The organism is Streptomyces sp. NPDC050121 (genome assembly GCF_044460385.1).
GTDB lineage: Bacteria > Actinomycetota > Actinomycetes > Streptomycetales > Streptomycetaceae > Streptomyces > Streptomyces soliscabiei.
Genome location: NZ_JBITJV010000043.1, coordinates 1 through 25,986, shown reverse-complemented (window position 1 = coordinate 25,986; position 25,986 = coordinate 1). Strand labels below are relative to the sequence as shown.

At 71.1% G+C, this 25,986-nt stretch carries 19 protein-coding genes and 3 pseudogenes; 9 read left to right on the top strand and 13 right to left on the bottom strand.

Annotated elements, in window-relative coordinates:
* Positions 1–2 precede the first annotated feature (2 nt).
* The 7 genes from ACIBTS_RS41100 to ACIBTS_RS41070 all read right to left on the bottom strand — a co-directional run bounded on the left by ACIBTS_RS41100 (position 3) and on the right by ACIBTS_RS41070 (position 12,906).
* The gene (locus ACIBTS_RS41100; protein WP_399325925.1) at positions 3–8,357 is read right to left on the bottom strand and encodes an SDR family NAD(P)-dependent oxidoreductase; all 8,355 of its coding nucleotides are present in this window, start codon (positions 8,355–8,357) and stop codon (positions 3–5) included.
* A gap of 12 nt (positions 8,358–8,369) precedes the next feature.
* Complete coding sequence (locus ACIBTS_RS41095) at positions 8,370–9,779, bottom strand: class I adenylate-forming enzyme family protein (RefSeq protein WP_399325923.1); 1,410 nt, start codon at positions 9,777–9,779, stop codon at positions 8,370–8,372.
* Position 9,780: 1 nt separating this feature from the next.
* Positions 9,781–10,308 carry a coronafacic acid synthetase gene (locus ACIBTS_RS41090; protein ID WP_399325921.1) on the bottom strand — a complete coding sequence of 176 codons (528 nt, stop codon included), beginning with the start codon at positions 10,306–10,308 and terminating at the stop codon, positions 9,781–9,783.
* The gene (locus ACIBTS_RS41085; RefSeq protein ID WP_399325919.1) at positions 10,305–11,447 is read right to left on the bottom strand and encodes a beta-ketoacyl synthase N-terminal-like domain-containing protein; all 1,143 of its coding nucleotides are present in this window, start codon (positions 11,445–11,447) and stop codon (positions 10,305–10,307) included. Before ACIBTS_RS41085 ends, ACIBTS_RS41090 begins: the two co-directional genes overlap by 4 nt.
* The gene (locus ACIBTS_RS41080) at positions 11,444–11,932 is read right to left on the bottom strand and encodes a 3-hydroxyacyl-ACP dehydratase FabZ family protein (RefSeq protein ID WP_399325917.1); all 489 of its coding nucleotides are present in this window, start codon (positions 11,930–11,932) and stop codon (positions 11,444–11,446) included. The genes ACIBTS_RS41085 and ACIBTS_RS41080 overlap by 4 nt, the downstream gene beginning before the upstream one ends.
* Positions 11,933–11,937: 5 nt before the next feature.
* Positions 11,938–12,213 (bottom strand): acyl carrier protein, encoded by a 276-nt coding sequence (locus tag ACIBTS_RS41075; RefSeq protein WP_399325916.1) that lies wholly within the window; start codon positions 12,211–12,213, stop codon positions 11,938–11,940.
* 303 nt (positions 12,214–12,516) lie between these two features.
* Complete coding sequence (locus tag ACIBTS_RS41070) at positions 12,517–12,906, bottom strand: hypothetical protein (protein ID WP_399325915.1); 390 nt, start codon at positions 12,904–12,906, stop codon at positions 12,517–12,519.
* 784 nt (positions 12,907–13,690) lie between these two features.
* On the opposite strand from ACIBTS_RS41070, the gene ACIBTS_RS41065 reads away from it, so the two are divergent.
* The 5 genes from ACIBTS_RS41065 (at position 13,691) to ACIBTS_RS41045 (ending at position 17,788) form a co-directional block, all read left to right on the top strand.
* Entirely contained in the window at positions 13,691–14,428 is a 738-nt protein-coding gene (locus tag ACIBTS_RS41065) for a LuxR C-terminal-related transcriptional regulator (protein WP_399325913.1), read from the top strand.
* 96 nt (positions 14,429–14,524) lie between these two features.
* Complete coding sequence (locus ACIBTS_RS41060) at positions 14,525–16,435, top strand: ThiF family adenylyltransferase (RefSeq protein WP_399325911.1); 1,911 nt, start codon at positions 14,525–14,527, stop codon at positions 16,433–16,435.
* 122 nt (positions 16,436–16,557) lie between these two features.
* Positions 16,558–16,893, top strand: coding sequence for a hypothetical protein (locus ACIBTS_RS41055; protein WP_399325909.1), 336 nt, complete (start codon positions 16,558–16,560; stop codon positions 16,891–16,893).
* Positions 16,872–17,222 carry a type II toxin-antitoxin system Phd/YefM family antitoxin gene (locus ACIBTS_RS41050; protein WP_399325907.1) on the top strand — a complete coding sequence of 117 codons (351 nt, stop codon included), beginning with the start codon at positions 16,872–16,874 and terminating at the stop codon, positions 17,220–17,222. Before ACIBTS_RS41055 ends, ACIBTS_RS41050 begins: the two co-directional genes overlap by 22 nt.
* Positions 17,219–17,788, top strand: coding sequence for a Fic/DOC family protein (locus ACIBTS_RS41045; protein WP_399325905.1), 570 nt, complete (start codon positions 17,219–17,221; stop codon positions 17,786–17,788). Before ACIBTS_RS41050 ends, ACIBTS_RS41045 begins: the two co-directional genes overlap by 4 nt.
* A gap of 35 nt (positions 17,789–17,823) precedes the next feature.
* On the opposite strand, the pseudogene ACIBTS_RS41040 reads toward ACIBTS_RS41045, so the two are convergent.
* Positions 17,824–19,529 (bottom strand): annotated as a pseudogene (locus ACIBTS_RS41040) (hypothetical protein).
* Between the two features lie 109 nt (positions 19,530–19,638).
* Here ACIBTS_RS41040 and ACIBTS_RS41035 point away from each other — a divergent pair.
* Entirely contained in the window at positions 19,639–19,935 is a 297-nt protein-coding gene (locus ACIBTS_RS41035; RefSeq protein ID WP_399325903.1) for a hypothetical protein, read from the top strand.
* The gene (locus ACIBTS_RS41030) at positions 19,932–20,330 is read left to right on the top strand and encodes a hypothetical protein (RefSeq protein WP_399325901.1); all 399 of its coding nucleotides are present in this window, start codon (positions 19,932–19,934) and stop codon (positions 20,328–20,330) included. Before ACIBTS_RS41035 ends, ACIBTS_RS41030 begins: the two co-directional genes overlap by 4 nt.
* A gap of 468 nt (positions 20,331–20,798) precedes the next feature.
* Here ACIBTS_RS41030 and ACIBTS_RS41025 read toward each other — a convergent pair whose 3' ends face one another.
* The 3 genes from ACIBTS_RS41025 to ACIBTS_RS41015 form a co-directional block, all read right to left on the bottom strand.
* Complete coding sequence (locus ACIBTS_RS41025) at positions 20,799–21,344, bottom strand: hypothetical protein (protein ID WP_399325899.1); 546 nt, start codon at positions 21,342–21,344, stop codon at positions 20,799–20,801.
* A gap of 16 nt (positions 21,345–21,360) precedes the next feature.
* Entirely contained in the window at positions 21,361–21,738 is a 378-nt protein-coding gene (locus ACIBTS_RS41020) for a hypothetical protein (protein ID WP_399325897.1), read from the bottom strand.
* Between the two features lie 131 nt (positions 21,739–21,869).
* On the bottom strand, positions 21,870–23,348 hold the full coding sequence (locus ACIBTS_RS41015) for a helix-turn-helix domain-containing protein (RefSeq protein WP_399325895.1): 1,479 nt from the start codon (positions 23,346–23,348) through the stop codon (positions 21,870–21,872).
* Positions 23,349–23,676: 328 nt separating this feature from the next.
* Between ACIBTS_RS41015 and ACIBTS_RS41010 the strand changes: the two are divergent.
* Positions 23,677–24,421 (top strand): annotated as a pseudogene (locus ACIBTS_RS41010) (DUF5753 domain-containing protein).
* A 102-nt stretch (positions 24,422–24,523) separates the two neighbouring features.
* Here the strand turns inward: ACIBTS_RS41010 and ACIBTS_RS41005 are convergent.
* Complete coding sequence (locus tag ACIBTS_RS41005) at positions 24,524–24,727, bottom strand: DUF397 domain-containing protein (protein ID WP_399325893.1); 204 nt, start codon at positions 24,725–24,727, stop codon at positions 24,524–24,526.
* Positions 24,724–25,554: a helix-turn-helix domain-containing protein gene (locus ACIBTS_RS41000; protein ID WP_399325891.1), complete on the bottom strand. Its 831-nt coding sequence runs from the start codon at positions 25,552–25,554 to the stop codon at positions 24,724–24,726. Before ACIBTS_RS41000 ends, ACIBTS_RS41005 begins: the two co-directional genes overlap by 4 nt.
* 262 nt (positions 25,555–25,816) lie before the next feature.
* On the opposite strand from ACIBTS_RS41000, the pseudogene ACIBTS_RS40995 reads away from it, so the two are divergent.
* Positions 25,817–25,924, top strand: a pseudogene (locus ACIBTS_RS40995) (ATP-binding protein); the annotation flags it as partial.
* Between the last annotated feature and the right edge of the window lie 62 nt (positions 25,925–25,986).

The following is a 25,986-nucleotide window of genomic DNA, read 5'->3' as shown; positions in this document are numbered from 1 at the left end:
TGTCATCCGGACTCCTCCATGGACAGGGCGAGTGCGACGAGCTCGTCGGCGCTCGCCGACCTGATGTCCTGCGCGCCGGTGTGCCGGGCGGGGGGCGTGCCGTCGTCGGCCAGCTGCAGGAGCGTCTCCAGAAGCCCGAGGTCCCGCAGGCGGGCGACGGGGATCGAGGCCAGGGCCCGCTGGATCGCGGCGTCCGGGTCGGCCGTCGTCCGGTCCACACCGTCGGCGTCGGCGTCGGCGTCGGCGTCGGCGTCGGCGTCGGCGTCGGCGTCGGCGTCGGCGTCGGCGTCGGGGAACAGCTCGCCGACAAGGTGGACGGCGAGGTCGTCGGGGGTCGGATGGTCGTAGGTGAGGGTGGCGGGCAGCCGGAGCGCGGTGGCCTTGGTGAGCCGGTTGCGTAGTTCCAGGGCCGTCAGGGAGTCGAAGCCGGACGCCCTGAAGGGCTGGTCCGCCGGCAGCGGCGAGGCCGCGTCGAGACCCAGTACGGCGCCGGCGTGGGCGGTGATGAGCGTGCGCAGCCGACGCAGCCGCGCCTCGGGGGCGAGGGCGTCGAGTTCCTGGCGCAGATCGGGGGCCGAGCCGGCGGCGCCCGAGGTCCGGCGAGCGGCTGGGGCGGCGGTCAGGCGCTCCAGCAGCGGGTGCAGGGTGCCCAGTTCGCTGTTGGCGCGCAGGGTCCGCTGGTTGAGGGGGCTGGCGGTGAGCACCGGGTACGGCAGTTCCAGCGCGGCGTCGAGGAGGGCGTGCCCGTACTCCGCGGTGATCGGGGCGAGTCCGGTGCCGGCGATCCTCGCGTTGTCGGAGTCGGTCAACGTGCCGCTGAGTCCGGTGACCGGCTGCCACCAGCCCCAGGCCATGGAGGTGGCGGGCAGGCCCTGGCGGCGCCGGTGGTGGGCGAGGGCGTCGAGGAAGGCGTTGGCGGCCACGTAGTTGCCCTGGCCGGGGTTGCCGAAGGTGGCGGCGGTCGAGGAGTACAGGACGAAGGCGGCCAGGTCGAGGTGGCGGGTCAGTTCGTGCAACTGCCGGGCGGCGTCGGCCTTCGGCGCGAAGGCTCTGGCGAACTGCGCGGGGGTCAGGTTGGCGATGGTGGCGTCCGCCAGCGTGCCCGCCGTGTGGAAGACACCGGTCAGCGGGTGCTCGGTCGGGACGGAGTCGAGGAGTTGCCGAAGTGCGTGCGGGTCGGCGACGTCGCAGGCGGTGATCGTGACGTGCGCACCCGCGCCTTCGAGGTCGGCGCGCAGCCGGTCGGCTCCGTCGGCCTCGGGTCCGCGCCGGCTCGCCAGCACCAGGTGGCGGACGCCGTGCGTGGCGACGAGGTGCCGGGCGAGCAGAGTGCCGAGGGTACCGGTGCCTCCGGTGATCACAACCGTGCCGTCGGGGTCCAGCGGACGGGGGAAGGTCAGGACGAGCTTCCCGGTGTGACGGGCGTTCTGCATGAGCCTGAAGGCGTCGGTCGCCTGGCGGATGCCGTAGGCGGTGACGGGCAGGGGGGTCAACGCCCCGGTGCGGAACAGGTCGAGGAGTTCGCCGAGCAGGTCCGCCAGGCGGTCGGGGCCCGCGCTGGGGTGCAGGTCGAAGGCCTGGTAGGTGAGGTGCGGGTGGGTCGTGGCCAGGTGCCCGGTGTCCCGGATGTCGGTCTTGCCGAGTTCGACGAAACGACCGCCTGGCGCCAGGAGGTCCAGGGACGCGTCGACGAAGGAACCGGCCAGGCAGTTCAGGACGACGTCCACGCCACGGCCCCCGGTGGCCTCCCGGAAGCGCTCGGCGAAGTCGAGGTCGCGGGAACTGGCGATGTGCTCGTCGGGGCAGTCCAGTGCGCGCAGGGTCTCCCACTTGTCGGGGTGGGCGGTCACCAGCGGCGTCGCGCCCAGGTGGCGGACCAGCTGGACGGCGGCCTGGCCGACGCCTCCGGCGGCGGCGTGGATCAGGACCGTCTCGCCGGGCCGGACGTCCGCCAGGTCCACGAGGCCGTGGTAGGCGGTGGCGAACGCCACGGGCACGCCGGCGGCCTGCGCGAACGACCACGCGTCCGGGACGTGCGTCAGCAGGCGGTGGTCGGCGACGGCGACCGGCCCGAAGGCCTTCTCGATCAGACCCGTCACGCGGTCCCCCACGGCGAACCGGTGCACGCCCGGCCCGGTCTCGGTGACGACACCGGCGGCCTCCGCCCCGAGACTCCGGGGCGGGATCAGACCGAGTGCGGCGGCGGTGTCGACGAAGTTCATCGCGGCGGCACGCACCTCGACGCGGACCTCGCCGGGCCGCAGCGGGGCGGTGGCGTCGGGCGCGGGCAGCAGGGCGAGCCGGTCGAGACCGCCCGCGCCGGTGGACTCCAGCCGCCAGGCGGGGGTTTCGGCCGGCGGGGTGAGCAGCTCGGCCGTGCTGGTCCGGGCGAGCCGCGGGATGTACGGCTTCCCGGCCCGTATCGCCGACTGGGGGTGCCCGGCGGCCAGTACGGCGGCCAGCGCGGCCGCGCTGTCGGGGTGGCGGTCGGTGTCGACCAGGACGATCCGGCCGGGGTTCTCGTTCTGGGCGGTGTGCAGCAGACCCCACGCCGGGCCGTCGGCCAGTCCGGGCGGGTCGTGGGGACCGGTGACGACGGCGTGGCGGGTGACGACCGCGAGGACGGTACGGGTCAGCCGGTCGTCGGCGAGCCATTCCTGAAGGAAGTGCAGCACGTGTTCGCACAGGGTCCCGGCGCCCTCGGCATCGGCCTGGTCCTGTGCCGGCGGGGACCAGACGACCAGCTCGGGCGGAGCCGCTCCCCGGTCGACGGCCGCGGTCAGGGCGGCGAGACCGGCATGGCGAGGGACGGTGTCCAGGGCCTCGGTGAGCCGGGGATCCGTGTCGAGCAGGGCCCATCCGGTGCTGTCGGGGGCGTCGGTGCGGGCGCCGGGCAACGCGCTCCACGTCAGGCGCAGCAGGTCGTGCTCGGGGCCGGTGGTGGTCTGGCGGCGCAGATGGTCGCCGGTGGTCGCGCGCAGGGTGAGCGCGTCGATGGTCAGGACCGGGGCGCCCGTGCCGTCGGTGGCCAGCACACGCACGGTGTCCGGCTGGGTGACCTGGAGGTGGACGCGCAGTTGCCGGGCCGGGGTTCCGGTGCGGGTGATGCCGCTGAAGGTGAAGGGCAGCCGGGGCCCGTCGCGTCCGTCGGTGCGCTCCCCCACGGTGTCGGGCAGGGCGATGGGGTGCAGCGCGGTGTCGAGCAGCGCGGGATGGATGACGTGGCCGGTGGGCGTCAGGCCGTCGGGCAGTTCGGCCTCGGCGTAGAAGTGCTCACCCCGGCGCCACACGGAGCGCAGGCCGGTGAAGGCCGGGCCGTAGTCGTAGCCCGCCTCGGCGAGGCCGGTGCGCAGGCCGGCCAGGTCGACCGGCCGGGCGTCGGCGGGCGGCCACCCGGCCGGTCCGACCGGTGCCGGGTCCGCCGCCGGCTGTGGGGTCAGCCGCGCGGTGGCGTGCAGGGTCCAGGCGGGCGGGTCGGTGTCGGCGGTGTGGACGCGGGCGTGCAGGGTGACCGGCCGGTGCCCGTGGTCGTCGGGCGGGCCGACCCTCAGATGCAGGTCGAGGGTCTCCTGGTCGGGCAGCACCATGGGGGCGTGCAGGGTCAGCTCGGCGATGTGCGGGCACCCGGCCAGGTCGGCCGCGTGCAGGACCATGTCCAGGTAGGCGGTGCCGGGGACCAGCGCGACCGAGGTGGCGGCGTGGTCGGCGAGCCAGGGGTGGGTGTCCAGGCCGACGCGGCCGGTCAGGAGCAGGCCCTCGTCGTCGGGCAGGTCGACCATCGCGCCCAGCAGCGGGTGCCCCGTCGTGCGCTGCCCCGCGGTCACCGCCTCGGCCGAGGGGGCCTGGACGAGCCAGTGGCGGCGGTGTTCGAAGGCGTACGTGGGAACGTCGACGCGGCGGGCCCCGGCGTACAGGGCACTGAAGTCGAGGTCGTGTCCGTGGGTGTGCAGGCGTGCCGCGGCGGACGCGAGGGAGCCGGTCTGCGACTGGGTGCGGTGCAGGGTGCCGACGACGAGCCCGGCGGCGGTGGCGGTCTCCTCGACGGCCGGCACGAGCACCGGGTGCGGGCTGCACTCCAGGAAGGTCCGGTACCCCTGGGCGGCCAGGGAGCGGATGGTGTCGGTGAGGCGAACCGTGTTGCGGAGGTTGTCCCACCAGTAGGCGGCCGTCAGGGTCCTGCCGTCGAGCGGGCCGTCCTGGAGACGGCCGTCCACCGTGCTGTGGAAGGCGATGGAGGTGGGGTGCGGGGTGATGTCCGCGAGCCGTTCCAGGATGTCGTCGTGCAGCGGCTCGATGTGCGGGGAGTGGCCGGCGACCTCCACGTCGATACGCCGCGCCCGTATACCCTCCGCGTCGCACCGCCGCAGCAGTTCCTCCACGGCGGTGCCGACGCCGGCGACGACCGTGGAGGCGGGGCTGTTGACTGCGGCCACGCCGATGTCACCGGCGTACTCGTCGACGAGCGCCTGGGCCCGGTCGGCGGGCAGGCCGAGAGTGGCCATGGAGCCGGTGCCGGACAGGACGGCCAGCGACTGGGCGCGCAGGGCGACCAGTTTCGCCGCGTCGGCCAGGGTGAGGGCGCCTGCGATGTGGGCGGCGGCTATCTCGCCCTGGGAGTGTCCCACCACGGCGTCCGGGCCAAGACCGTAGGACTGCCACAGGCGGGCGAGCGAGGTCATCACCGCGAACAGCGCGGGGTGGACGATGTCGACCCCGTCCAACGCGGGCGCACCCGGAGAGCCGCGCAGCACGTCCACCACCGACCAGCCGGTGTGGGGCCGCAGGGCCTCGTCGGCCGCGTCGAGCGCCTGCCGGTAGGCCGGGTGGGCGTCGTACAGCTCCATGCCCATGCCGGGCCACTGCGAGCCCTGCCCGGGGAAGACGAACACCAGCTTCCCCGGCCCCGACACCGGCACGGCCGCCTGGGTGAGGCGGGGGTGGTCCTCCTGCCGTTGCAACGCCCGCAGGCCGTCGATGAGTTCGTCACGGGTACGGCCGCGCACGACGGCGCGGTGCGCGAAGGCGCTGCGTGCGGTGCCCAGCGTATGAGCCACGTCCGCGGGATCGAGGTGGGGGTGGACGGCGGCGTACTCGCGCAGCCGGGCGGCCTGGGCCCGCAGCGCGGTCGGGCTCTTCGCCGAGACGGGCCACAGGACCTCCGCCGACGTCTCGCCGCCGACGGCGGGCGCGGGGACCGCGGGCAGTGGCAGGGGCGACTGCTCCAGGATCAGGTGGCTGTTGGTGCCGGAGACGCCGAAGGAGGACACCGCGGCGCGCCGGGGGCGGCCGTCGACGTCCGGCCACCGCTGTTCCTCGGTGAGCAGCCGCATCGCGCCGGCCGACCAGTTCACGTGCGGGGAAGGGGCGTCGATGTGCAGGCTCCTGGGCAGCAGTCCGTGCCGGAGGGCCATGACCATCTTGATCAGTCCCGCGACCCCGGCGGCGGCCTGCGTGTGACCGAGGTTGGACTTCACCGATCCCAGCCACACCGGCTGTTCGGCGGGTCGCTGACCGTAGGTGGCCAGCAGCGCGTGCGCCTCGATCGGGTCGCCGAGCGGTGTTCCGGTGCCGTGGGCCTCGATCGCGTCGATGTCGTGGGGGCCCAGCCCGGCGTTGACGAGGGCATGGCGGACGACCTGTTGTTGTGCCGAACCGCTGGGCGCGGACAGACCGTTGGAGGCGCCGTCCTGGTTGACCGCGCTGCCCCGGATCACCGCGAGGACCGGGTGGCCGTTGGCGCGGGCGTCCGACAGCCGTTCCAGCAGCACCATGCCGACGCCCTCGGCGAGGCCGATGCCGTCGGCGGACGCCGAGAACGCCTTGCACCGGCCGTCCGGGGCGAGGACGCGCTGTCGGGAGAAGTCGACGAGTACACCGGGACCGGACATCACGGTCGCCCCGCCCGCGAGCGCCAGGTCGCAGTCGTGGGCGCGGAGCGCCTGGCAGGCCTGATGGATCGCCACCAGGGAGGAGGAGCAGGCCGTGTCCAGGGTGATCGCCGGTCCCTCCAGTCCCAGGAGGTAGGAGATCCGGCCCGAGGCCACACACAGCGCGGTGCCCAGGAACGCATGGCCCGCCACCTCCTCTCCTGCCTGGTGGAGACGAGGGCCGTACTCCTGGGAGATCACCCCGGCGAACACCCCGGTGCGGGTGCCGCGCAGGCTCTCGGGGACGATGCCGGCGTGCTCGACCGCCTCCCAGGACACCTCCAAGAGCAGCCGCTGCTGCGGCTCCATCGCGGTCGCCTCGCGCGGCGAGAGCCCGAAGAATCCCGCGTCGAAGTCGGCGGCGTCGTACAGGAACCCGCCGTACCGCGAGGAGATCTTCCCCAGCTCACCCGGGGTCGGGTCGTACAGGCGGTCCGTGTCCCAGCCGCGGTCTGCGGGGTGCTCGCCGATCCCGTCGCGGCCGCCCAGCACCAGGTCCCACAGGGACTCCGCGCTGGTCACCCCGCCGGGGAAGCGGCAGCCGATCCCGACGATCGCGATCGGCTCGTCCGTCGCGGCACGGCGCACGGGGCGCGCCGGGGCCTCGTCCGGCGCGGTGAGGCCGAGTTCGTGGCGCAGATGGTCGGCAAGGGCCAGGGGGGTGGAGTGGTCGTAGACGAGGGTGGCCGGGAGGTCGAGGCCGGTGGCCGCCGAGAGGGCGCCCGCCAGCTCGACCACGGTGAGCGAGGTGAGCCCGATCTCCAGGAAGGTGCGGGTGTCGAAGGAGCCCGAGGAGTCGGCGGACTCGGCGGACTCGGCGGAGTCGGCGTGGCCCCGTACCCTGTCGGTTTCCCGGGCGATCAGATCGACCAGGATCGCGCGTTGTTCGGCCGGGGAGGCGTCGCGCAGCTCCGCGGTGTCGCGGAACTCGGCGGTCCGCGGCGGCACCGCGGGCTCCTGCGGACAGACGACCGGGGCCAGGGATGAGACCGGAGCGGAAGCTGAGGCCGGGGCCGGGGCCGGGGCTGAGGCCGGGGCCGGGGCTGAGGCTGAGGCCGGAGCCGAAGCTGAGGCCGGAGCCGAAGCTGAGGCCGGAGCCGGGGCTGAGGCCGGAGCCGGGGCTGAGGCCGGAGCCGGGGCTGAGGCCGGGGCTGAGGCCGGGGCCGGGGTGAGGAGTTCTTCGTAGGCCGTCTCCCAGTTGACCGGCACTCCGTTGACGTACGCGTGGGTGAGGGCGCGCAGGAGGCTCTCGCGGTCGCTCTTCCTGCGGTCCAGCGTGGGGATCACCACGCCGGTCACACCCTCCGCGCGCAGCGTCTCGCCGATGACGGTGGTGAGCGTGGGATGGGCGCTGACCTCGATGAAGAGCCGGTGGCCCGCGGCGACGAGCGCGCGCACGGCCTGCTCGAAGAGGACCGTGCCACGCAGCGAGCGGTACCAGTGCGCGGCGGTGAGGTGGGCGGCGCCGAGCCGCGAGCCCGTGGCGGTGGAGTAGAAGGCGGCGCGCAGCGGGCCCGGGGTCCCGGGCGACGCCTGTCCGAGGATCATCTCGCGCAGGATCTCCGTCTGGCGGGAGTGTCCGGCGACCTCGATCCCGGGCACCTTCCAGGCCCAGAGACCCTCGCCGGTCAGCTTGGCCAGGAGTTCGTCCACGGCGTCCCGGTCACCGCTGACCGTCACGTTGCGGGCGCTGTTGACGGCGGCGATGTCGAGGCGTCCTCCCCATGCGCGGAGCAGCGGTTCGACGCGGTCGACGGGGGCGGCGACGGATGCCATCGCGCCCCGCCCCTCGATGCGGGTGAGCGCGCTGCCGTACTGGGCGAGGAGCCGGGCGGCGTCCTCGATGGCCACAGCGCCACAGGCGTGGGCGGCGGCGATCTCGCCGACGGAGTGTCCGACGACCGCCGTCTCCTTCAGGCCGTGGGCGCGCCAGGTGTCCGCGAGGGCCGAGGACAGGGCGAACTGGACGGGCTGGACGGTGCCGAGCCGGGTGAGCTCCGCTTCCTCGGCGAGCGCGTCGGCCGGGTCCCAGCCGTCCAGGTGGGCGCTCAGTGTCCGGCCGTAGAACGCGATCCGCTCCTGGAATCCGGGCGAGGACGCGCGCAGTTCCGCCGCCATGCCCGGCCAACTGGCGCCCTGGCCGGGGAAGACCAGGACGGGTTCGCGGGCCACGTCGGCGGTGCCGGTGAGGATGTCGCGCCCGGTCCGGCCCTGTGCCAGGGCGGTGAGGCCGCGCAGCAGTCCGTCCCGGTCCGTGGCGAGTACCGCGCCGCGGTTGTGGGCGTGGACCGTGGTCAGGCTGCGGTGGCGGAGGTCCCGCAGCGTCTCCTCCGGGGCCGACGCGGCCTCCTCACGCAGCCGGTCGGCCGCCGCCGCGAGCGCGTCCGGGGAGTTGCCCGAGACCAGCAGGGGTGGGGTGAGATGTTCCATGGTCGACCTCCGCTACTTTCCGGCGGACTTGCGCCAGCCCAGGTGCGTTGCCGGGTGGATCAACAGGCGGGCCGGCTGCTCGCTGCGCAGCAGGACCGTCGCCAGCCGTCGTCGGATCTCTTGTTCGTCGATCGAGGGGTCCGCGCAGTAGACGTCGAGGGTGAACACGACGTCGCCGTCGGTGTTCTCGTGGGTCCAGGCCTCCGCGCCCAGGACGCCGGGGAGGGTCTCCGCGAGTGCGCAGACCGATTTCAGGGAGACCTTCTCGCCGCGGCTGATCACATAGCTGGGGCGGCGGCTGCGAAAGTAGAGATAGCCCTCGTCGTCCCTCTCGAAGAGGTCCCCCGTGCTGATCGAGGTCGTGGGGCCGCTGACGGGGGGTTCGGGCTCGTCGCGGCGGCCGACCCTGCGGAGCATGCCCGTGTCCGTCTCGACGATCAGCTCGCCGGCCCTGTCATCGGCGTCGGCCGTGCGCAGCCGGACCTGGACCCCGGGGAGCGGGAGTCCCACCGAGGCATGGCGACTGGGCGGCTCCAGGTGGGCGGCGAGGGTGGAGACGCGGGGACCGGCTTCGGTGAGCCCGTAGGTGAGGTACAGCTCAAGGCCCGCGTTGTGCTTCAGGAGGTCCGCCACGGACGAGGCGGCGAACGCGTCGCCCCCCACCGTCAGACGGCGCAGCGGTGCCGGGAGTCGCTCTCCCGCGCGGAGCCATGACTCGACCATCGTGGGTGTCAGGGAGGACACGGTGACCCCGTGTTCCTGGATGGTCCGGTGGTAGTGGGCGGGCGTGAACGGCGGGCCCGCGATGACCGCCCTGCCCCCGGTCGCGAGGGTGGCGAGCAACTGGGCGACGAAGGCGTAGGAGTAGTGCATGGGCAGGCTGATCAGGACGCTGTCGGCGGCGCTCTGACCGATCGCCCGGGCGTGGCGGCCGGCGTTGCGCAGGAGCGAGTCGACGCGGTGCAGACAGCCGCTGAACACACCGGAGGTCCCCGAGGTGAGGAGGATGATCTCCCCGGGCCGGTACCGGAGGGTGTCCACGCCGCTCAGGCGGGCGAACCGGGCGAACCCGCCGAGGGTGCGCGGTGGTACGCCGGCGTGCGGTCCGGGCGGGACCCTCGCAGCGATCAGGGCGTCCGCGCCGAGGGCCCGCGCCATCCGCTCGACACGGGACGGCGGCGCCGACGGCGGCAGAAGCACCGGGACCGCGCCACGGACCAGCAGCGCGCACACCACGGTGACGAACGGAGCGCCGTTCGGCATCGCCACCATGACGGGCATTCCGGGTTCGACACCGAGTCGGTGGATCTCCTCCACCACGGTGTCGAACAGCGGGGGCCGGGTTCCCGGTCGGTCCACCTGGACGAGATCACGGAGAAAGTCCCGCACGACGCCGGACTCGAGAGTGCAGGCGGTGTCCACTTCAGCCTTCCTGTGTCCCCGTCAGCAGCGCGCTGGTGACGCGATGGCCCGAGGGGCCGGCTCGATGGGAGGTGACGAGCACATGGGTCGCCGAGCCCTGGCGCAGCCATGCGCGGGCGACGGCGGCCGCCGGGGGCAGGCCCTTGTCCGGCGGCATCGACAGGGTCATGCTGGGCCCGCTGAAGCCCAGGAACTGGGAGGGGAGGCTGCACACCGAACCCGGGTTCGCCCCGGAGAACCGCAGCGGCGAGATGCGTCCCGCCGCGATCGTCGCGGCGATCGCGCGCATGGTGTACGTGGTGCAGTCGTCGCTGACGACGATGTGCCCCACGCCCTCCCGCGCCGAGTCGATGTCCTCCCGGTGTGCGTCGATCGCTTGTTGCACGGCCTCGAACACGAGCCAGGAGAGCGGGTCCGCGTAGAGGGAGGCCCGCTGTCTCGGGCGTACACCGGACAGGTCGGTCACCTGGGTGACGCCTTCGCCGAGCACGGTCATGCCGTACGTGGTCAAGATGTCCACGTCACTCATGTCGCCGCGCTTTCGGGTCCCTGGAGGACGAGGCAGGTGTTGAAGCCGCCGAATCCGAGCGTCACGCTGATGCCCCAGCCCGGTTCGGCCTTCATCGGTCGCTCCATCGGGATCGGCAGGCCGAGCCCTGGCAGCGGGTTCCGCAGGGAGGGGACGGGGGGCGCCGTGCCTGTCGCGAGGGCCTGGAGCAGGGCCACCGCCTCGATGGCGCCGGTCGCGCCGAGCGTGTGTCCGAACGCCCCCTTCGTCGCGGACGCGACCGGCGGGCGGGGTACGCCGGTGAAGAGCCGCGCGTAGGCCCGGGCCTCCACGTCGTCGTTCACCGGTGTCCCGGAGCCGTGCGCGTTGACGACGGTGACGTCCTCCGGCGTGATGTCCGCGTCGCGCAGCGCGCGTTCCACGGCCAGGACGACGTTCGCGCCGGACGGATCGGGGGCCACGGCATTGGCGGCGTCGTTCGACGATCCGGCGCCGGCGACGACGCCGTACGGGCGGGCTCCGCGGGCGCGGGCGCGTTCGGCCCGCTCCAGGACGAGGAACGCCGCTCCCTCGCCGAGGACGGTGCCGTTGCGGGCGGTGTCGAAGGCACGGAGGCCGTCGGGGGACATCGTGCCGAGGTGCGAGTGGCCGAGGCGTTTGCCCAGGGTGAGTACGTCCGCCCCGCCGCACACGCAGACGTCCGCGACGCCTTCCTCAAGGAGGGCGAGTCCGGCCAGGACGGCGTCGGAACCCGCGGAGCAGGCGGTCGTGACGGTGACCGGTTCCACCACGCATCCGGCGCCCCGTGCCGCTGTGACGGACCAGTGGGACAGCGAGCCGGTGTCCGGCATCTCCAGGTGGGGGCCGTAGCTGGTGCCGAGGACGGGCAGGACACCCGGGTCGCCGGGGTCGATCCCGGCGTCCCGCAGGGCCTTTGACAGCGTGGCGCGGGTGATCCGCTGCTGGCGGTCCCACGCGGGCAGGTCACTTTCGAGGTCGGGCACGGTCGCGGCGAGCACGCCGCGCAGCGGCAACGGGGACGGCACTTCGGCGATGCCGGAGGCGCCGGCCAGCAGCGACTCCCACACGGTGTCCACGTCGGAGCCCAGAGCGGTCGACCACGCCCTTCCCGTCACCCACACCTGGGACCCTGCGCTCACCACAACTGCTCGCCCAGATCCGCCACCTTGGTGCGGACCAGCGAGCCCCTGGTCATGGCGACGGGCCTGCCGGAGACCTCCGCCCGGCACGTGAATGTCATGACGTCGCCGCGAAGCTTGTCGCAGGTGGTGTGGAAGACGATCTGGTCGCCGGGGACGACGACGCGGATGAACCTGGCCTTGACCGATCCGATCAGGGTGATCTCGTCGTCGCCGAGCGGCGATGTCGACAACTGGGCGAGGATGATCGCCGACTGGGCGATCGCCTGCATCATGTGGCTGGCGGGAAAGACGGCACGCTCGGGAAAGTGGCCGGCGATCGCGTCGATCTGCCCGGAAACAGCCATGAGGCTCTTCACGTATTTCCCGGGCTCGTAATCCAGAATACGGTCGAGATAAACCATCGGATGACGATGGCGCAACCAGCTCTTGAGTTCCGTGAACCCCATGGTCCGCGGTTCACGCGCCACCTCGGCGTTCGCCATCTCGGTCACTGGGCGCCGGCCTCGTCCGGAAGAGCCGCTTGCCTGAGCGACACCAACTGGGTCAGGGTCCGGATCGAGGAGAAGTGCTCCGGGACGAAGTCATTGTCCGAGATGGTGATGCCGAAGAGGTATTCGCACTGGGTGCGAAGTTCGGTGAATCCGAGCGAATCGAGTCCGAGGACATCCCGGAAATTGTCGTCCAGCCCGATCTCAGACGGCGGAACAGTGATGAAGAGATCATCGACCAGGATGTGTTTGATGGTCGATTCGATGTTCGCCATAAAGGGTCTCCTGTGGTGCCGAAATGGAGTCGACCTGCGGAGGCAATGCGACCATACAAGGGCCACAGAACGAAGGTCGACTAGAAGAACCCTTAGTCTCCGCATTCGGGTTGGCGTCGGCCTCGATTCGTCTGCGGGTTGATCGGTTCCGCCGATCCGGCGTCTTGCCCTGGTTTGTCCGGCCGGTCGGCGGCGCAGGAGCCGTCGCATGCGCTGCGGGTGCGCTGCGGGTGCGTCGGGTTCCACGGGCCCGAGGTGAGGGGTTCTCCTCCTTCCTGATGTCGACGGGGTGGTGGCCGGCCGTCAGGTGAGGGACGGGAGTTGGGTGAGGGCCCGTAGTTGGGCGGCCCGCTGCCAGGCGGCAGTGAACGCGGCGGCCCAGGGCGGGTGCGTCCCTGGTGGGCGGGGATGTCGGTGGCGGTGATCTGGTAGCGCCGACCGGCGCGCTTCTCGAAGGCGGTCAGCTTCTTCGGCGGTCAGCTTCTTCGCATCCCGGCGGGACGGTTCGACCCGGCGCACGATCAGCCGCGCCCCCGGCGGCCAGGCGGTCAGGTCGCGCAGGCCGGTCGGCTCGGCCGGCTGGACCAGCGCAACGCCCCGGTCCCGCCGGCCCCGCCCGGCGCCCTTCGGGAGTACGGCAGCCAGGGCCCGGGTGAGCCCGGCACGATCGGCGACCTTTCGTAGCAGCACCACACCCACGTGGCCGGATCAGATTCTCGTTCATCGGCCCGCACGTCGAGCCGCTGGGCCCAGCCCGTGGTCTTCACCCGTGGAGTACCCCTTCCGCACGGCCCACTTGATCTGGAAAATCCAGATCACCGCAGGTGAGAGGCACCCTTCTGCTGTCGGGGCAGCAGATCACGGACTCGGCTGAATGCATGAGGTCGCAGGAGTTGCGCCGATCGCGTCAGTGACGGTTCCGGGCGGGCGGGCATGGCGTGCTCCGGTCACCACCCGCGGAGAAGAGCGTCCTCCCCGTCGCCCACCCGCGATCCGGCCGGCCTCGAAGGATGCCCACGGTGTCCCGCGCGTGCGCCGGCCTGCCTGTTGCACCTGGCCACGGACGCAGTCGACGGCCGCGCGACAGCCGGCCGCATCGCGCACAGCGACCGCAGAAGCGAATACATCCCACCCGGACTCCACGCCAGAATGGGGATGTTGGGTCTTGTGATATTCCGTCACCGCGGCAACTATGGAACCAACAAGGAACGCACGTCCGAACCACCAAGAGACCTTGCACGCCGCCCCCCATGGCAGTTGGACGGTTTTCCCGGACCCCCGTCCGATGGGGAACAGGATTCACTACGACGTTCGGGCTGGCCTGTCCCCCCGCTGCACGACCGGCTTCCCTCACACGGCCCTCTGTCCCACCTGACGGAAGAGACTAAGGACGCCCCCGCTCAGGGCAGTCCACCGGCGTCGGCCGAACGCGGAACACCCGAGTCTCTTCCGGCCGCCCCCCGAAAGAGGTACTGCCTTGTCCACCCTGCCCAAGGCCACAATTCTGGAGCCCCGCCCAGAGCCCGTCGCGGCGAAATCAGGAGACCCGTCGGCGCTCACCGCGGCAATCGGCATCGTCCATCTCGACACCGCCCTCCGGGTCGTGGAGGCGAACGACGCGTTCTACGAGCAGTTCGGGCTCGTACGCGCGGAGGTGACGGGGGAACCCCTGGCACGGTTCTTCCACCCGACGGCCGCGGCGAGCCTGGAGGAACACTTCTCCCAACTCGTCGACGGGCAGCGCGGTGACTTCACCATCTGCCTGACACTCACGGACGGGAACCTCACGGGCAGGGACTGCCTGGTCACGAGCATCACGCTCAGCACCCTTCTGCATGTCTGCCGCACGGACTGCGCCGCGATCGCGCTCATCGTCCCGGACGCCGTCCACAGCCCCCCGCTCACACCGGCCGCGGCGCTCGCCGAGGTGCCCGCCCGCATCCTGGAAGGCGTGGCCGCCGGGCTGTCCACCCAGCAGTTGGCCTCACGGCTCGGCCTCAGCAGCCACGGCGTCGAATACCACATCAGCGCGATGCTGAAGAAGCTGCAGGCCCCCACCCGGTCCGCGCTCGTCGCCCGCGCCTACGCGCTGGACATCCTCGTCCCGCGCTGCTGGCCGCCCCGGGTCAGGCCCCAGCAGATCAGGCGGTTCCCGGTCGGCAGGTCCGCCTGCGCAGCCGCGGGCGGCCACCACCCGGAGCTGGAAAGCGCATGAGCCGAACACGCCCATCCCACCAGCACAGTACGGCACTTCGCTCCACCGCCGTCGCAGCGCGGGCCGAGCACGGGCACCGAGCGAACGGAAGCAGCCATGGCCACTGACACCCACCGGGCGGACATCGACGTGGCGGCCGCCGGGGCCGAGGCGGTGGGCCGCAACGCCGGCATCATCAGCGAACGGGAACAGGCGGCCCTGCGCGCCGCGACCGTACTCGTGGCGGGATGCGGCGGCGGTGGCGGGGTCGTCGAACCACTGGCCCGGCTCGGTGTGCTGCGCTTCCGGCTCGCCGACCCCGACGTCTTCGACGTCTCGAACCTGAACCGGCAGGCCTGTGTACAGGCCGACCTGGGCCGTTCGAAGCCCGCGGCGATCGCCGACCGGATTCGCACGCTCAACCCCTCGGCCGAAGTGACCGTTTACCCGCAGGGGCTGACCCTGGAGAACCTCGACGAGGCACTCGACGGCGCCCACATCGTCGTCGACGCCATCGACCCGACGATGTCGTCCTGGGTCAAGTACCAGCTGCACGAGCGGGCCGCCCGGCTCGGCATCCCCGTCCTGGCGGGTATGGACTTCGGCGGGAAACCGACCCTGTACGTCTTCGACTACCGGCGCAACCCGGTGCCGTTCTACGGCAGGGCGAGCGCCGAGGCACACCGCGAGAACCGCCTGTGGGAATCGATGCGGTGGATCGGCAGACTTCAGGTCCCCAGCGACTACCTGGCCGTGCAGACCGACCGGCGCGTCAACGGGGGCGCCTGGCCGCAGATCGGCTACTGCGTCCTCGGCCTGGCCACACTGACCGCCAGAACGGTCGTGGACCTGCTCATGAACCGCGGGACACGGCATGTCGTCACCATGGACGTGCATGCCGCGGTCATGCCCCGCCCGGCCGCCCTGCTGCACCGGGCGCGGCTGCCGGTGGAGATCGTACGGTCCCGACGGGCGCTACGCGCCGCCTCCCGGCGCGGTCCCCTCCGGCCCTCGGCCGCGCCACAGCCCCCGCGCCCGCTGCCCGAGCGGCTCGCCACCGTGCTGGGCGGCGCCCGGCTCGCCCCTTCCGCCTTCAACACCCAGCCCTGGGCGTTCGAACTCCTCGACGACCGCACGGTCCGGCTGGCGCACGACCCGCAGCGCTGGCCCGCCGCCGTCCGGGATCCGCTGGGCTGGGCGGAGAGCCTCGGCTGCGCTCTGGGATCCATGGCCTACCTGGCGCACGGCGAGTGGGAGGCCTCGACCGCGTCGGATCAGCCGGCCGGCGAGGACGGGACGCCCGCGTTCGTCGGCCGGTTCCACTGCGACCGCCTCCGCGACGACGTCCTCGTCCGGCAGGGCGCGCTCGGCCTGCGCTCCACCCACCGGGAGGGCCTGCTGCGCACCCCTCTCGACACGGCGACGGCGAAGCGGATCGAGTTGCTGTGCGCCGAGCGGAACCTCGCCCTGGAGACGGTGACCGGCCCCGCCGCCCTGGCCCGGCTCGCCCGGACCGAGCTCGACTCGGCCATGGCCGCCGATCCGGCGTCGGACGCCCGACTCCGGGCCTGGCTGCGGGAACGTGCACGAAACGACAGCGGCCGCCGTTCCTTCGGGGAACCGCGCGACCTCCTCGACCGCTCGGGGGCGGCCGGCGTGCTCGCCCGCGCCGTCGACAGCGAGGCGGTACCGCGGGCGCTGGTCCGCCGACTGGCCTCGGCGGCGGCCGGCGGCCGGGCACGGAGGCTGCGCGACTGCGGGGCCGTGCTCGTCCTGCGCGGCCCGCGCCGGACCGTCGCCGACCGCCTCGAAGCGGGAGCCACGCTGATGCACATCTGGCTCGCACTGACCGAGGCCGGATACGCCGCCCAGCCGCTGGGCGGCGAGTTCGGTCGCCCGGCGGCCGGACTCGGCCCCGACGGGGACAACGAGGTCCTGGCGGTCCTGCGAACCGGACGGGCCACGACCACGCCGCCCCACCAGGGCGCGCGCTGCCCGATCGAGGACTCCGTCCGGTGGGCCGGATAGCCCCCGGCCCCGGGCAGTCACCGGAGCCGCCTCCCCGAGGCGGCTCCGGGACCTCACCGGTGACGGCCGTCGCGGCGACGGCCCCCGGACTCATCCGCGTGCGCGACCGGCACGGTGGCCAGGTGGTCCTTGACCTGGTGCCCCGCGCCGGAGCGGTCGGGACGGGGACTTCGTCGTTCTCGGAGAGGCCGGTTCCGGTGGCCACCGAGGCGGACGGCATCACCGCCGACATGGTGATCACCGAACTCATCCGGCGCGAAGTACCGGTGGCCCGGTTCAACCCCGCCGACATCGGCGAGGACCTCGCAGTCTCGGCTGGTGGCAGCCTCCGGGACGGGGTCAGGGATACCTCCAGGGCCGCCCGAGGCGGGACACTCACCGGAATCCGTACTAGAATCTGTACAGAATCAAGACTCTATACGGGTACGGTGACAGCATGGAGATTCCTGAGGTCGTGACCGTCAGCGACGCGCGCGCGAGACTGTCGCGGATCCTGACCGACCTGTCGGAATCCGGCGCGGATGCCGACCCGGTCCTGATCGGCGCCCACCGCAAGCCCCAGGGCGTCCTCCTGTCCGTCGAGGCCTTCGAGGCGCTGAGCGGCCGAGCGGCACGACGTGCGGCCGTCGCCTCGGCCACCGGCTCCATCGAGGCCGAGGGGCTCCACGCCTCCGAGGCCTCGGACCGCGACACAGAGGCATACGTGAAGGGCGACCTCGACGTGGACACCCTTGTCGCCCGCGCGATCGCCCGCCACCGACAGACTTCGGAGCGGCGGGCGGGGTGAACGATCCGTACGCCATGCCCAACGGCGTGCTGCGCAACAAGCTCGGCATCACCGACCATCAGCTGCTCGCGGCAGCGGAGGCGGACATCACCCGGGCCCGCCTCGTCATGCTCGCCGTACGCCCCCTGCCCGGCGCGTACGACCTCGGCCATCTCCAAGCGTTCCATGCCGCGATCTTCGGTGACATCTATCCGTGGGCAGGCGAGTTACGCACCGTGAACATCGCCAAGCGCACACCGTTCTGTCCGGCGAGGAACCTGGCGCCCTACGCCGGAGAGGTCTTCGGCCGTCTCGCCTCCTCCGGCCGACTGCGCAATCTCCCCCGGCAGGAATTCGTCGTCCAGCTGGCCGAGCTGTACGGCGACATGAACGTCCTCCACCCGTTCCGCGAGGGCAACGGCCGTGCCCAGCGGGCGTTCCTGACCCAACTCAGCGCCGACGTCGGATACGACCTCAACTGGTCGACCCTGGACCCCCCGCGCAACGAGGACGCCTCGGTGAAGAGCTTCCTCGGCGACAACAGCCTGTTGGAGCAGCTGCTCGACGAGCTGGTCGCCACGAGCTGACGCCCGTCTGAAGCGGCCTCGGCGGCTTTTCCGGTTCAGCCGTCGTACTGAAAGCGCGCCGGCTCGCCCAGCACCGAGCGAGCGCTCTCGAAGTCGGCCAAGCGAGCCGCCACCGTGGCCACGGCGAGGCGTTCCGGAAGGGCGGCGGAGAACTTCAGGCCGCGTACGGCCCGGCGGTCCACATCAGGCAGGACGAGGTTCTCGCCGACGTTCTCCCGCGCCGCATGCCAGTCAGCCGGGATGAGGTTCTCACGCAGGCGCAGCCAGCTGTCGGTGGGCCGTTGCAGGGGGTCGGTGACCGACTGGAGGGTGGCCGCCAAGGTGGCGTTGGCGCGGTAGCCGGCCCAGGTCCACCAACGGACGTCGGAGCCGACGCGCGTGATCAGCGTGCCGCCGGGGTGGACGGTGTCGGGGGCGTCGGTTTCGCGCTGTTCGGCCAGGCACGCCTCCGCTCGCCGGGTGAGGGAGACCGGTGGGGCCGTGCCCAGCAGTACCTCGCGCATGGCACGCGTCAGGGCGTACGACAGTCCGGCGACGCCGCCGTTCATCCACTTGGCGATGCCGCCGCCGTCGGCCGGCTCGACGAATACGCGTTTGCGCAGTCAGTCGATGTAGGTGACCTGCCAGCTGCGTCCACCGAGCAGCAGCCGCCTGGGGCCGGGGCGTTCCTCCGTGAGGACGCTCGGGGCGGTGCGTCCGATCTCGGTGCGTCCGGACAGGACGGTGAACTGCGGAGGCGCGGTGAAGGAGGCGGTGAGTTCGATGAAGTGCCGTTTTCCGAAGCGGCGTTCCGCCTCGGGGCCGACGAACAGCATCCCGCCGTCGCTGTCGAGGAAGCCCTCCTCGGTGAGGGTGGCCAGCCAGAGGATCAGCTCGTCCATGAACAGGATGAGTCCGTCGTAGCCGATCGACTTGGCGTGCTCGGCGATGACGGACAGACCGGCGTCGAGGAAGATGAAGCCGTGCTCGTCCTCGACGGCGTTCTTGGCGAAGCCGGGCAGGAGGTTGGTGCCGGCGTCGTTGACCAGCTTGGCCCGCAACTCCGCAGGGGCGGAGGGGTTGCGGAGGTTCACAGGGGTGCCGGCCTCGTGGTTCTCCTCGGCGGCGAGGGCGGTGTCGAGGAGCTGCGGGGTCCAGGCGAATCCCTCGCCCCACTCGTCCTCCTCGCCGTCGTCCGCGTCGCTGCCGCCCAGGCCGCGGATGACCGCCTCGTCGCCCATGTTGGCGCGCATGGCGCGGATGTCGGCGAAGAGGGAGTCGGTCCGGTACACCTGGGGGGGGTCGGAGCGTCGGGGCGCAGCTTCTTGACGTGCGTGACGTACCCGCCGAGCACCCGCTGCTCGAGGGCCTTAGGGCGTGTGGTACGGCACGAACAGGAACTTCTTGCCGTCCGTGGTCAGCCACTCGTGCTTGGTCAGCACCGGGTCGAACTCGGTACGGGCACGGGCGGCCGGGTTGCCGCTGAGCAGCGCGTACAGCACGGCCATGAAGGCGACTTACCGGAACCGAACGAGCCGTGCAGGTAGGCCGCCTTGGACCGGTGGCCGTCGAGCGAGGACTTGATGAGCGCCAGCGCCTCGTCGAAGTTCTCCAGCAGCCGCTCGGTGACGACGTAGTCCTTGAGCCCGTGCTGGGCGCCCTCGGGTGTCGTCGCTTCGGCGAGGGACAGCACGAAGTCCGAGGTGGAGATGGACTCCTTGATGTCGATGACATCGCGGAGGAGGGGCGGCTGCTGGGCCATTACCAATCACGCTCTCGATCTGGTGGGCTTCGCCACCGCTTGTACACGATCGTGCGGGATGTCTGTCACTGGCTGGCTGCCCGGCCAGGCTCTCGGTATGGTCGACGGTATGGCAACCAAGAAGTACACCGTGACGCTTCCCGAGGAGCTCGCCGAGGCCATCCGGGCCGAGGTCGGCCCCGGCGGCTTCAGCCGCTATGTCACGCAGGCCATAGAGCGCCGGCGGGAGCAGGAGCGGCTGCACGAGGCCGTGCAGTGGTGGGAGTCCGAGTACGGGGAGATCACCGAGGCGGAACTGGCTGAGGTCGAGGCCGAGCATCGCGATCTGGAGCGGCAGCACGCCGAGCGGACCAGTGCCCGCGAACCCGGTGAGCAGCCGCGCGAGCAGAAGCGAAATGCCGCATGACCGGAAACCGGGTCTACGTACTCGACAGCGAAGGACTTTCGCGGTGGGTGCGCGGGGAGCGTCGCATGGGCGCCTACCTGAGGCACGCCGACGATGCAGGCATCCCGGTCGTCACCACCTCGATGACCCTCATCGAGGCTTACGACCCCACGCGCTCCCACCCCAAGTGGCACTGGGCTCTCTCCAAGATCCGTATCGAGCCGGTGACGGAGGAGATCGGCAAGGAGGCGACCGGCCTTCTCAAGGAGACCGGACTGCACGGCCACAAGCACGCCATCGACGCGGCCCTCGCCGCCGTCGCCCTGCGGCAGCCCGGCCCGGTCACCGTGTTCACGTCGGACGAGGACGACATGCGCAAGCTGTGCGCCGACCGCGTGGTCGTCGTGAAGCTCTGAGCCGAGCACGGCCCTTCTGCCCGCCCCACGTGATGCGGCCTGCTGCCCCGACCCAAGGCCGGCTACCCAGTCCAGATCGTAGGGCGGAATCCGGCAATACGGGTAGGCGGTAATACACGCGACGTGCCAATCCTACGGATGCCCGACCGCCGGGCCCCACCCGGCACCCGGCCAAGGCCAACCCCGGGTGAGCGACCGGACAGCAGCCGACGGTTCGCGGCCGTGACCCAGCGTGACGACCTTGCGGCAACCCCGCAACCACTCGCCGAATGAGAGCGGCCGCACCCAACGCCGATCCGAACAAGCGCAAGGGTCCGTCGGCAAGCCGACGGACCCTTGCGCAAGATCGAGTTCAGCCTGGCACAGGCGCTGGGCGCAGCGCGAGCACCCGTCGAACGCGGCGTCTGCACGCTGGAGCGGCAACGCTCAAGAGTCGCAATGAGCTCACGCGTCACGCCCCCCGGAAGACTAAAACCGAATGGGTACGGTTGCGGGCAGATCGGGATAGGCGGTTGGCCATTCTTCCGTCACGCAGTCCACGACGGGCACCTCATCCTTGGCGGAGGCGGAGTAATCCTTGAGGCTGCGTTCCTTGCCTGTCAGTGACACCCCCTGGCGTCGCAGGCAGTCAGTTACCGCAGTCCGCAGCACCTCGTCCATGACCTGCTGCTCAGACTCCACGAAAGTAGGCTCGACAAGCGACAGGTGGGAAAGGTTGCAGGCTTGCACAGCCTCGTTGTAGACGTCCGGTTTACCACTGGGCTTTATGTCGTAGATCAGCGTGAGGTTGTCCACCGGGCTGCGCACAGGATCATCGACCGCGTAGCCGGCGTCCCGAACGCACGAGATGAACCGATCCACCGCCGCACGGTATTCCTCCGCAGTGACGACTCCGTCTTTGAGCGCCCAGGCTTGTCCGGGAAGCGGTATGTCAGCGGGCCTTTCCTGGCCGCCGCTCGTGGCAGCTGGGGCGCAGCCCGAGACGGCGGCCAGGATGCCCGCGACGACAAGCATCGCTTTACGCATACGGTCAGGACTTGGTCACGCTGCAGGCGTCACAGCCCCAGTGCAGACCGTACTTGGCCGCCATTCCGGAACCCGTGTTGAAGGAAGCATAGGCACTGCTGTTGCTCCCGTACACACGCTGGGTCCTGTAGCCGTCCACCAGCTCAAGAGCGGCGCTCAGCCGGCCCGCACAGGTACCCGACTCCTTCTTGGTCTGTGCCCAGCTCTTTGGGCTGTTGAAGCCACTGGACACATAGTTCTTGCCACAACTGCGGGTGACCGAGCGATTGTTACCAAGCGCCTCCGCGCCGGGCGCAGCGACCAACGGTACGATCGCCATCAGCGTTGTCATGCCGAGCACTGCCGCTGCCTTTCGAGCCGCGCCGACAGTTGCCTTACTCATGAGTCCACGCATTTGGTTTCCACTCATCCTTTCCGATGGACCGAAATCGCCGGCCCGAGTGGAACAGACGTTAGGGAGCGCTGTGGATGGCGGGCAATGCGCACGGTGCGCAGTCGCGGGGGTACGGCTGTTCACGGTGCACGGTCGGCGATGCGGAACGCGTGGACCACTTCGTGGATGCCGGGGCCTGGGGTCTGGAGGCTGCGTTTGAGGAGCTGTTCGGCGGTGTGCAGGTGGGCGCGGACGGTGGTGCGGCTGATGCCGAGGTTCCGGGCCGTCCGCTGGGCGTCGGTACCGGCTTCGATCCAGGCTCGCAGGGTCTGGTGCACGGTGCGGTCGGTGCCGGTCTGCAGGGGATGGAGGAAGGTCTGAGCCCAGGTGATGGCCGCTTCGGTGGACAGCAGACCGTCCACCGAAGGCGTCGGCGCATCCTCGACTACGGCGTTGCCGTCGGGTATCGGGAGGTCGGTGACCGCGAGGGCCAGGGCGAGCTCGGCGCGGCTGCGGGGATCTTGCAGGTCGAGGCCGAGGGCGTCTTGGACACGCCTCAGATGGGCGGTGACGGTGTTGCGGCTGACGTCGAGCAGGCGCGCCACACCGGAGCGGGGAAAGTTCAGGGCAAGGCTGGTGATGTCGAGGGTGAGCCGGGGGGCCGACCTGATCGGCTCCAGGAAGGCATGGGCCCAGGCAAGGGCTTGCCCACGAGGGAGCAGCCTGGCCAGCGGTGGCCGGCCGTGGTGGTCGGCGACCCGTTCGGGTGTGTGGCAGGCGACGGCCAGGGCATGGCGGGCTTGGTCGTAGGCCTGCGCGGTGGCCGGCAGGGGCACCGGAGCGCTGATGCCCAGCGCGTAGTGCGGGTTGTCCCGCACCAGCGCCCGCAAGGGCGCGGCCAGGCCGCCGTCCGCGCTGTCGCCGTCGTGGTCCACGGGCAGGAGACAGATGAGGTGGTCGTCGTAGACAGGGCAACGCACCATCAGGCCGCGACCGTGATAGCCGGACGCATCCTGGTAGGTATCGATGAGCCTGCCGCGGTCCGAGGGCGGGCAGCGCAGCAGGTGGATGCGCAGACGTTCGGCGTCCAGCAACGGCGGGACGGCACCGGCCGTCATCCGGCGGGCCAGCGTCAGTTCTCCAGCCATCAGGGCCATGAAGACCGCCAGGCGCAGCCGCGTTGCCGCCTGCTGGTGGCGCAGTGCGAGGTCGTCGGCCTGCCGGACACGCCGCACCACCTCGACCACGGCGCCGACATGGGACGCCAGCGCCAGCGCCTCCCGCGTCAGGGGTGACGGGCTGCCCACCACCAGCACCGGACGCGGCACCTGCCGTCCCAGCGCTTCGCACCGCACATGGAACACGCCCACCTGCGAAGCCGCAGCGGCCAGCTGTCCGCTCGACAACCGCGTCAGCACCGACTGGAGACCGGCAAGAATGTCCGGCGCAAGCCGGGCAGTGGACACCTCCACCCTGCCCGCGCGGTCGACCAGGGCGATCTCCGCACCGAGCTGCCGCCCCAGCCAGTCGATCAGCGTCCGCGGATCAAGATCGGCATCTTGGCTGCCGCGAGAACCCAGTTGGCGCAGCAACTCATCAAGTACCTGAGGTCTCGGCACGGATCTCCTCCGTCAGCTTGTCAGCCGCCTTGTCCGAGCCAGCCGGCGCGCACTCCCGAATCTGAAGCACCGGCGGATCTCCGCGCGGTGCTCCTTGCCCGTCTGACCGACCCACTCATGTCGCGCCCGTTCCTACGGTGAAACCTGCCACTCTCAGGACGACGAAGGCCTCACCCGCAGGTGGGCCACGTCGGTCCGTTCCGATGCTCCCACCGAAGCCCGTCCCAGCCACTCCGGCTCGCCCATACCGAGGCCGCGACGACGCACCACGCCATCCCGCGCGACCAGTTCGCCGCGCAGGTCGCCACGGCCGAATAGCGCGTGACCGGTGAGCACTGACTACCAGCACGTTCACGGGCGCGTGGGGTGCGCGGCTGCGCGAACTCCGTTTCACGTGCCCCGGTGGCCGGCTCACCGGTCAGCGGCTCGCGCAGCGGCTCGGCCGGCCGGGTTCGAATCGCACATCAGATCATGGCGTCGAGCCTGGCGAACGGCTTCAAGCCCCTTCACGAGGGACTGAGTACCGAGATCGACCGCACCTCGGACATGTGGATCTGGGAAGAGTCGGTGATCCCCGGACTGTTCCCGGACTGTTGCAGACCCCGGAGTACGCCCGACACGTCATCCGGCGGTATGCGGAGCTGCTGGGCGGAGCCGACGACATCGAGGCAGCCGTCCGCTCCCGGGTACAGCGCCAGGAATGGCTGTACCGGTCCGGCCGCAAGCTGCACGTGTTGATGTGGGAGGCCGCGTTGCGGTCACTGATCTGCCCGCCCTCGGTACTGGCGAGCCAACTCGACCGCCTCAACGGCATGATCGGCATGGACACCGTCGAGCTGGGCGTCATCCCTTTCACAGCGTCCGTCAAGGTCGTGCCTGCCAACGGCTTCCGGGTGCTCGATGACCGGCTGGTCGTCGCCGAGGACTGGCACGCCGAACTGTGGCTGGACGACGCCGACAACATCACCTTGTACAAGAAGGTCTGGAAGACCCTGAGCGAGTCGGCGGTGTACGGGGCCGAAGCCCACAACGTCATCAACTCGGCCCGGCGAGCCCTGAACCCGCGGAAATGACCCTGCGGGCGGGCGCATCCGAGGCCGAATCATGGGGCTCCGGTTCCCGTTGGGACGTGCGGGGCCCTCGGCAAGCACCTCCTGCCGAGGGCCCTGCCCCTGTCAGAGGGCCGCGAACTCCACGAACGCGGTCCACGCCGTGGGTTGTACGGCCAGTGCGGCGCGGGTTGTGTCCTTCGAGTCGCGGACGTGGACGGCGCCGATCCCGGCTGCAACCTCGACGCACTGGCCCCCATCACCGGCGCTGTAGCTGCTCTTGAACCACTCCAGGCCATCAGTGTCCGGCCCGGCCTTTTCCCCGCTCATCTCTCTCCCAGCAACTTTTCGATCAACGCCAGCGATTCTGTCGGAGTGTGGGCCTGCGCGCGAAGGATCCCGTACGTGCGCTCAAGTTCTCGCACCTTCAGACGCTCCGTGTGGACACGGCTGTCACCTTGTACCTCCGTGTACGCCATCCTGCGCCCATCCTTGGTCTCCATCAAGGTGAACGGGCCAGCAAGTCCCGCGTGTTCCTGGCGAGACAACGGCATCACCTGGATCACCACGTTGCGCTTGTCCGCGATCAGCCTGAGGTGCTCCAACTGCCCTCGCCAGACAGCCTCTCCGCCGAGCGGCCGGAGCAGAACAGCCTCCTCGATCACGAAGCTCAGATGCGGCGCCGGTCGCCGGGAGAAGATCTCCTGCCGTGCCAGTCGTGCGGCCACTCGTTGCTCGATGACCGTTTCGTCCAGCAGTGGCTGCCACATGGCAAACACCGCTCGCGCGTACTCCTCCGTCTGCAAAAGGCCGTTGACCAACTGCGTGTCGTACACAAGAAGCTCAACCGCCTCGGCCTCCAGCTTGGCCGCGTCCCGAAAGAACGCCGGATACTGAGCCCGAGCCACCTCCTCCTTGCTCGCGCTCAACACCCCACCCGCCTCCAGCACTTCATCGGCCTGGTCAATGAACTTCGGCGGCGGAATACGTCTTGCCTGCTCGAACGACGCGATCGTCGAGGCCGAGTACCCGGTCAGCGAACCGAGACTCGCCCGGTCCGTTCCCGCCCGGTCCCGGAACAGCTTCAACTGCCGACCGAACACGCACAGCATGCCCGTCCCGACTTCGTACTCCGGCTGCTGAACCTCGTCGTCCACGCCGCAGCTCCTCTCGTACGACCGCCCAGTCGGCCAACTCAGAGGCCCGGGAGGCGGTCACGCCCAACAGCAGGTACAAGCGCACCGCCCGCGCGTACAGCCCGTACCCGTCAGTGCGTCGCTCCTGGTCAACGCTACGCAGAGTCCGTGACCGTTGACCCTATGAAGTCAGCGACTCCCCGAACGGGCATATGCCACAGCCTCCCGCGCTCGAACGCGAGTTCACCATGCGCTTCACCTCGACCCCACGCGGTGCCGAGTCCGGCGCCTGCTCCTCGTCACCGCCCTCGCGGACGACTGGGGCGTCACCCCTCGCCGGGCCGCCCCGGGCAAGACCGTGTGGGCGGAGTGCGCCATGGAAGCGCCTTGATGTATTCCCGGCTGAGCTGGGAGGAATTCGGAGAGTATTCCTGGGCCGAATGACTTACCCGG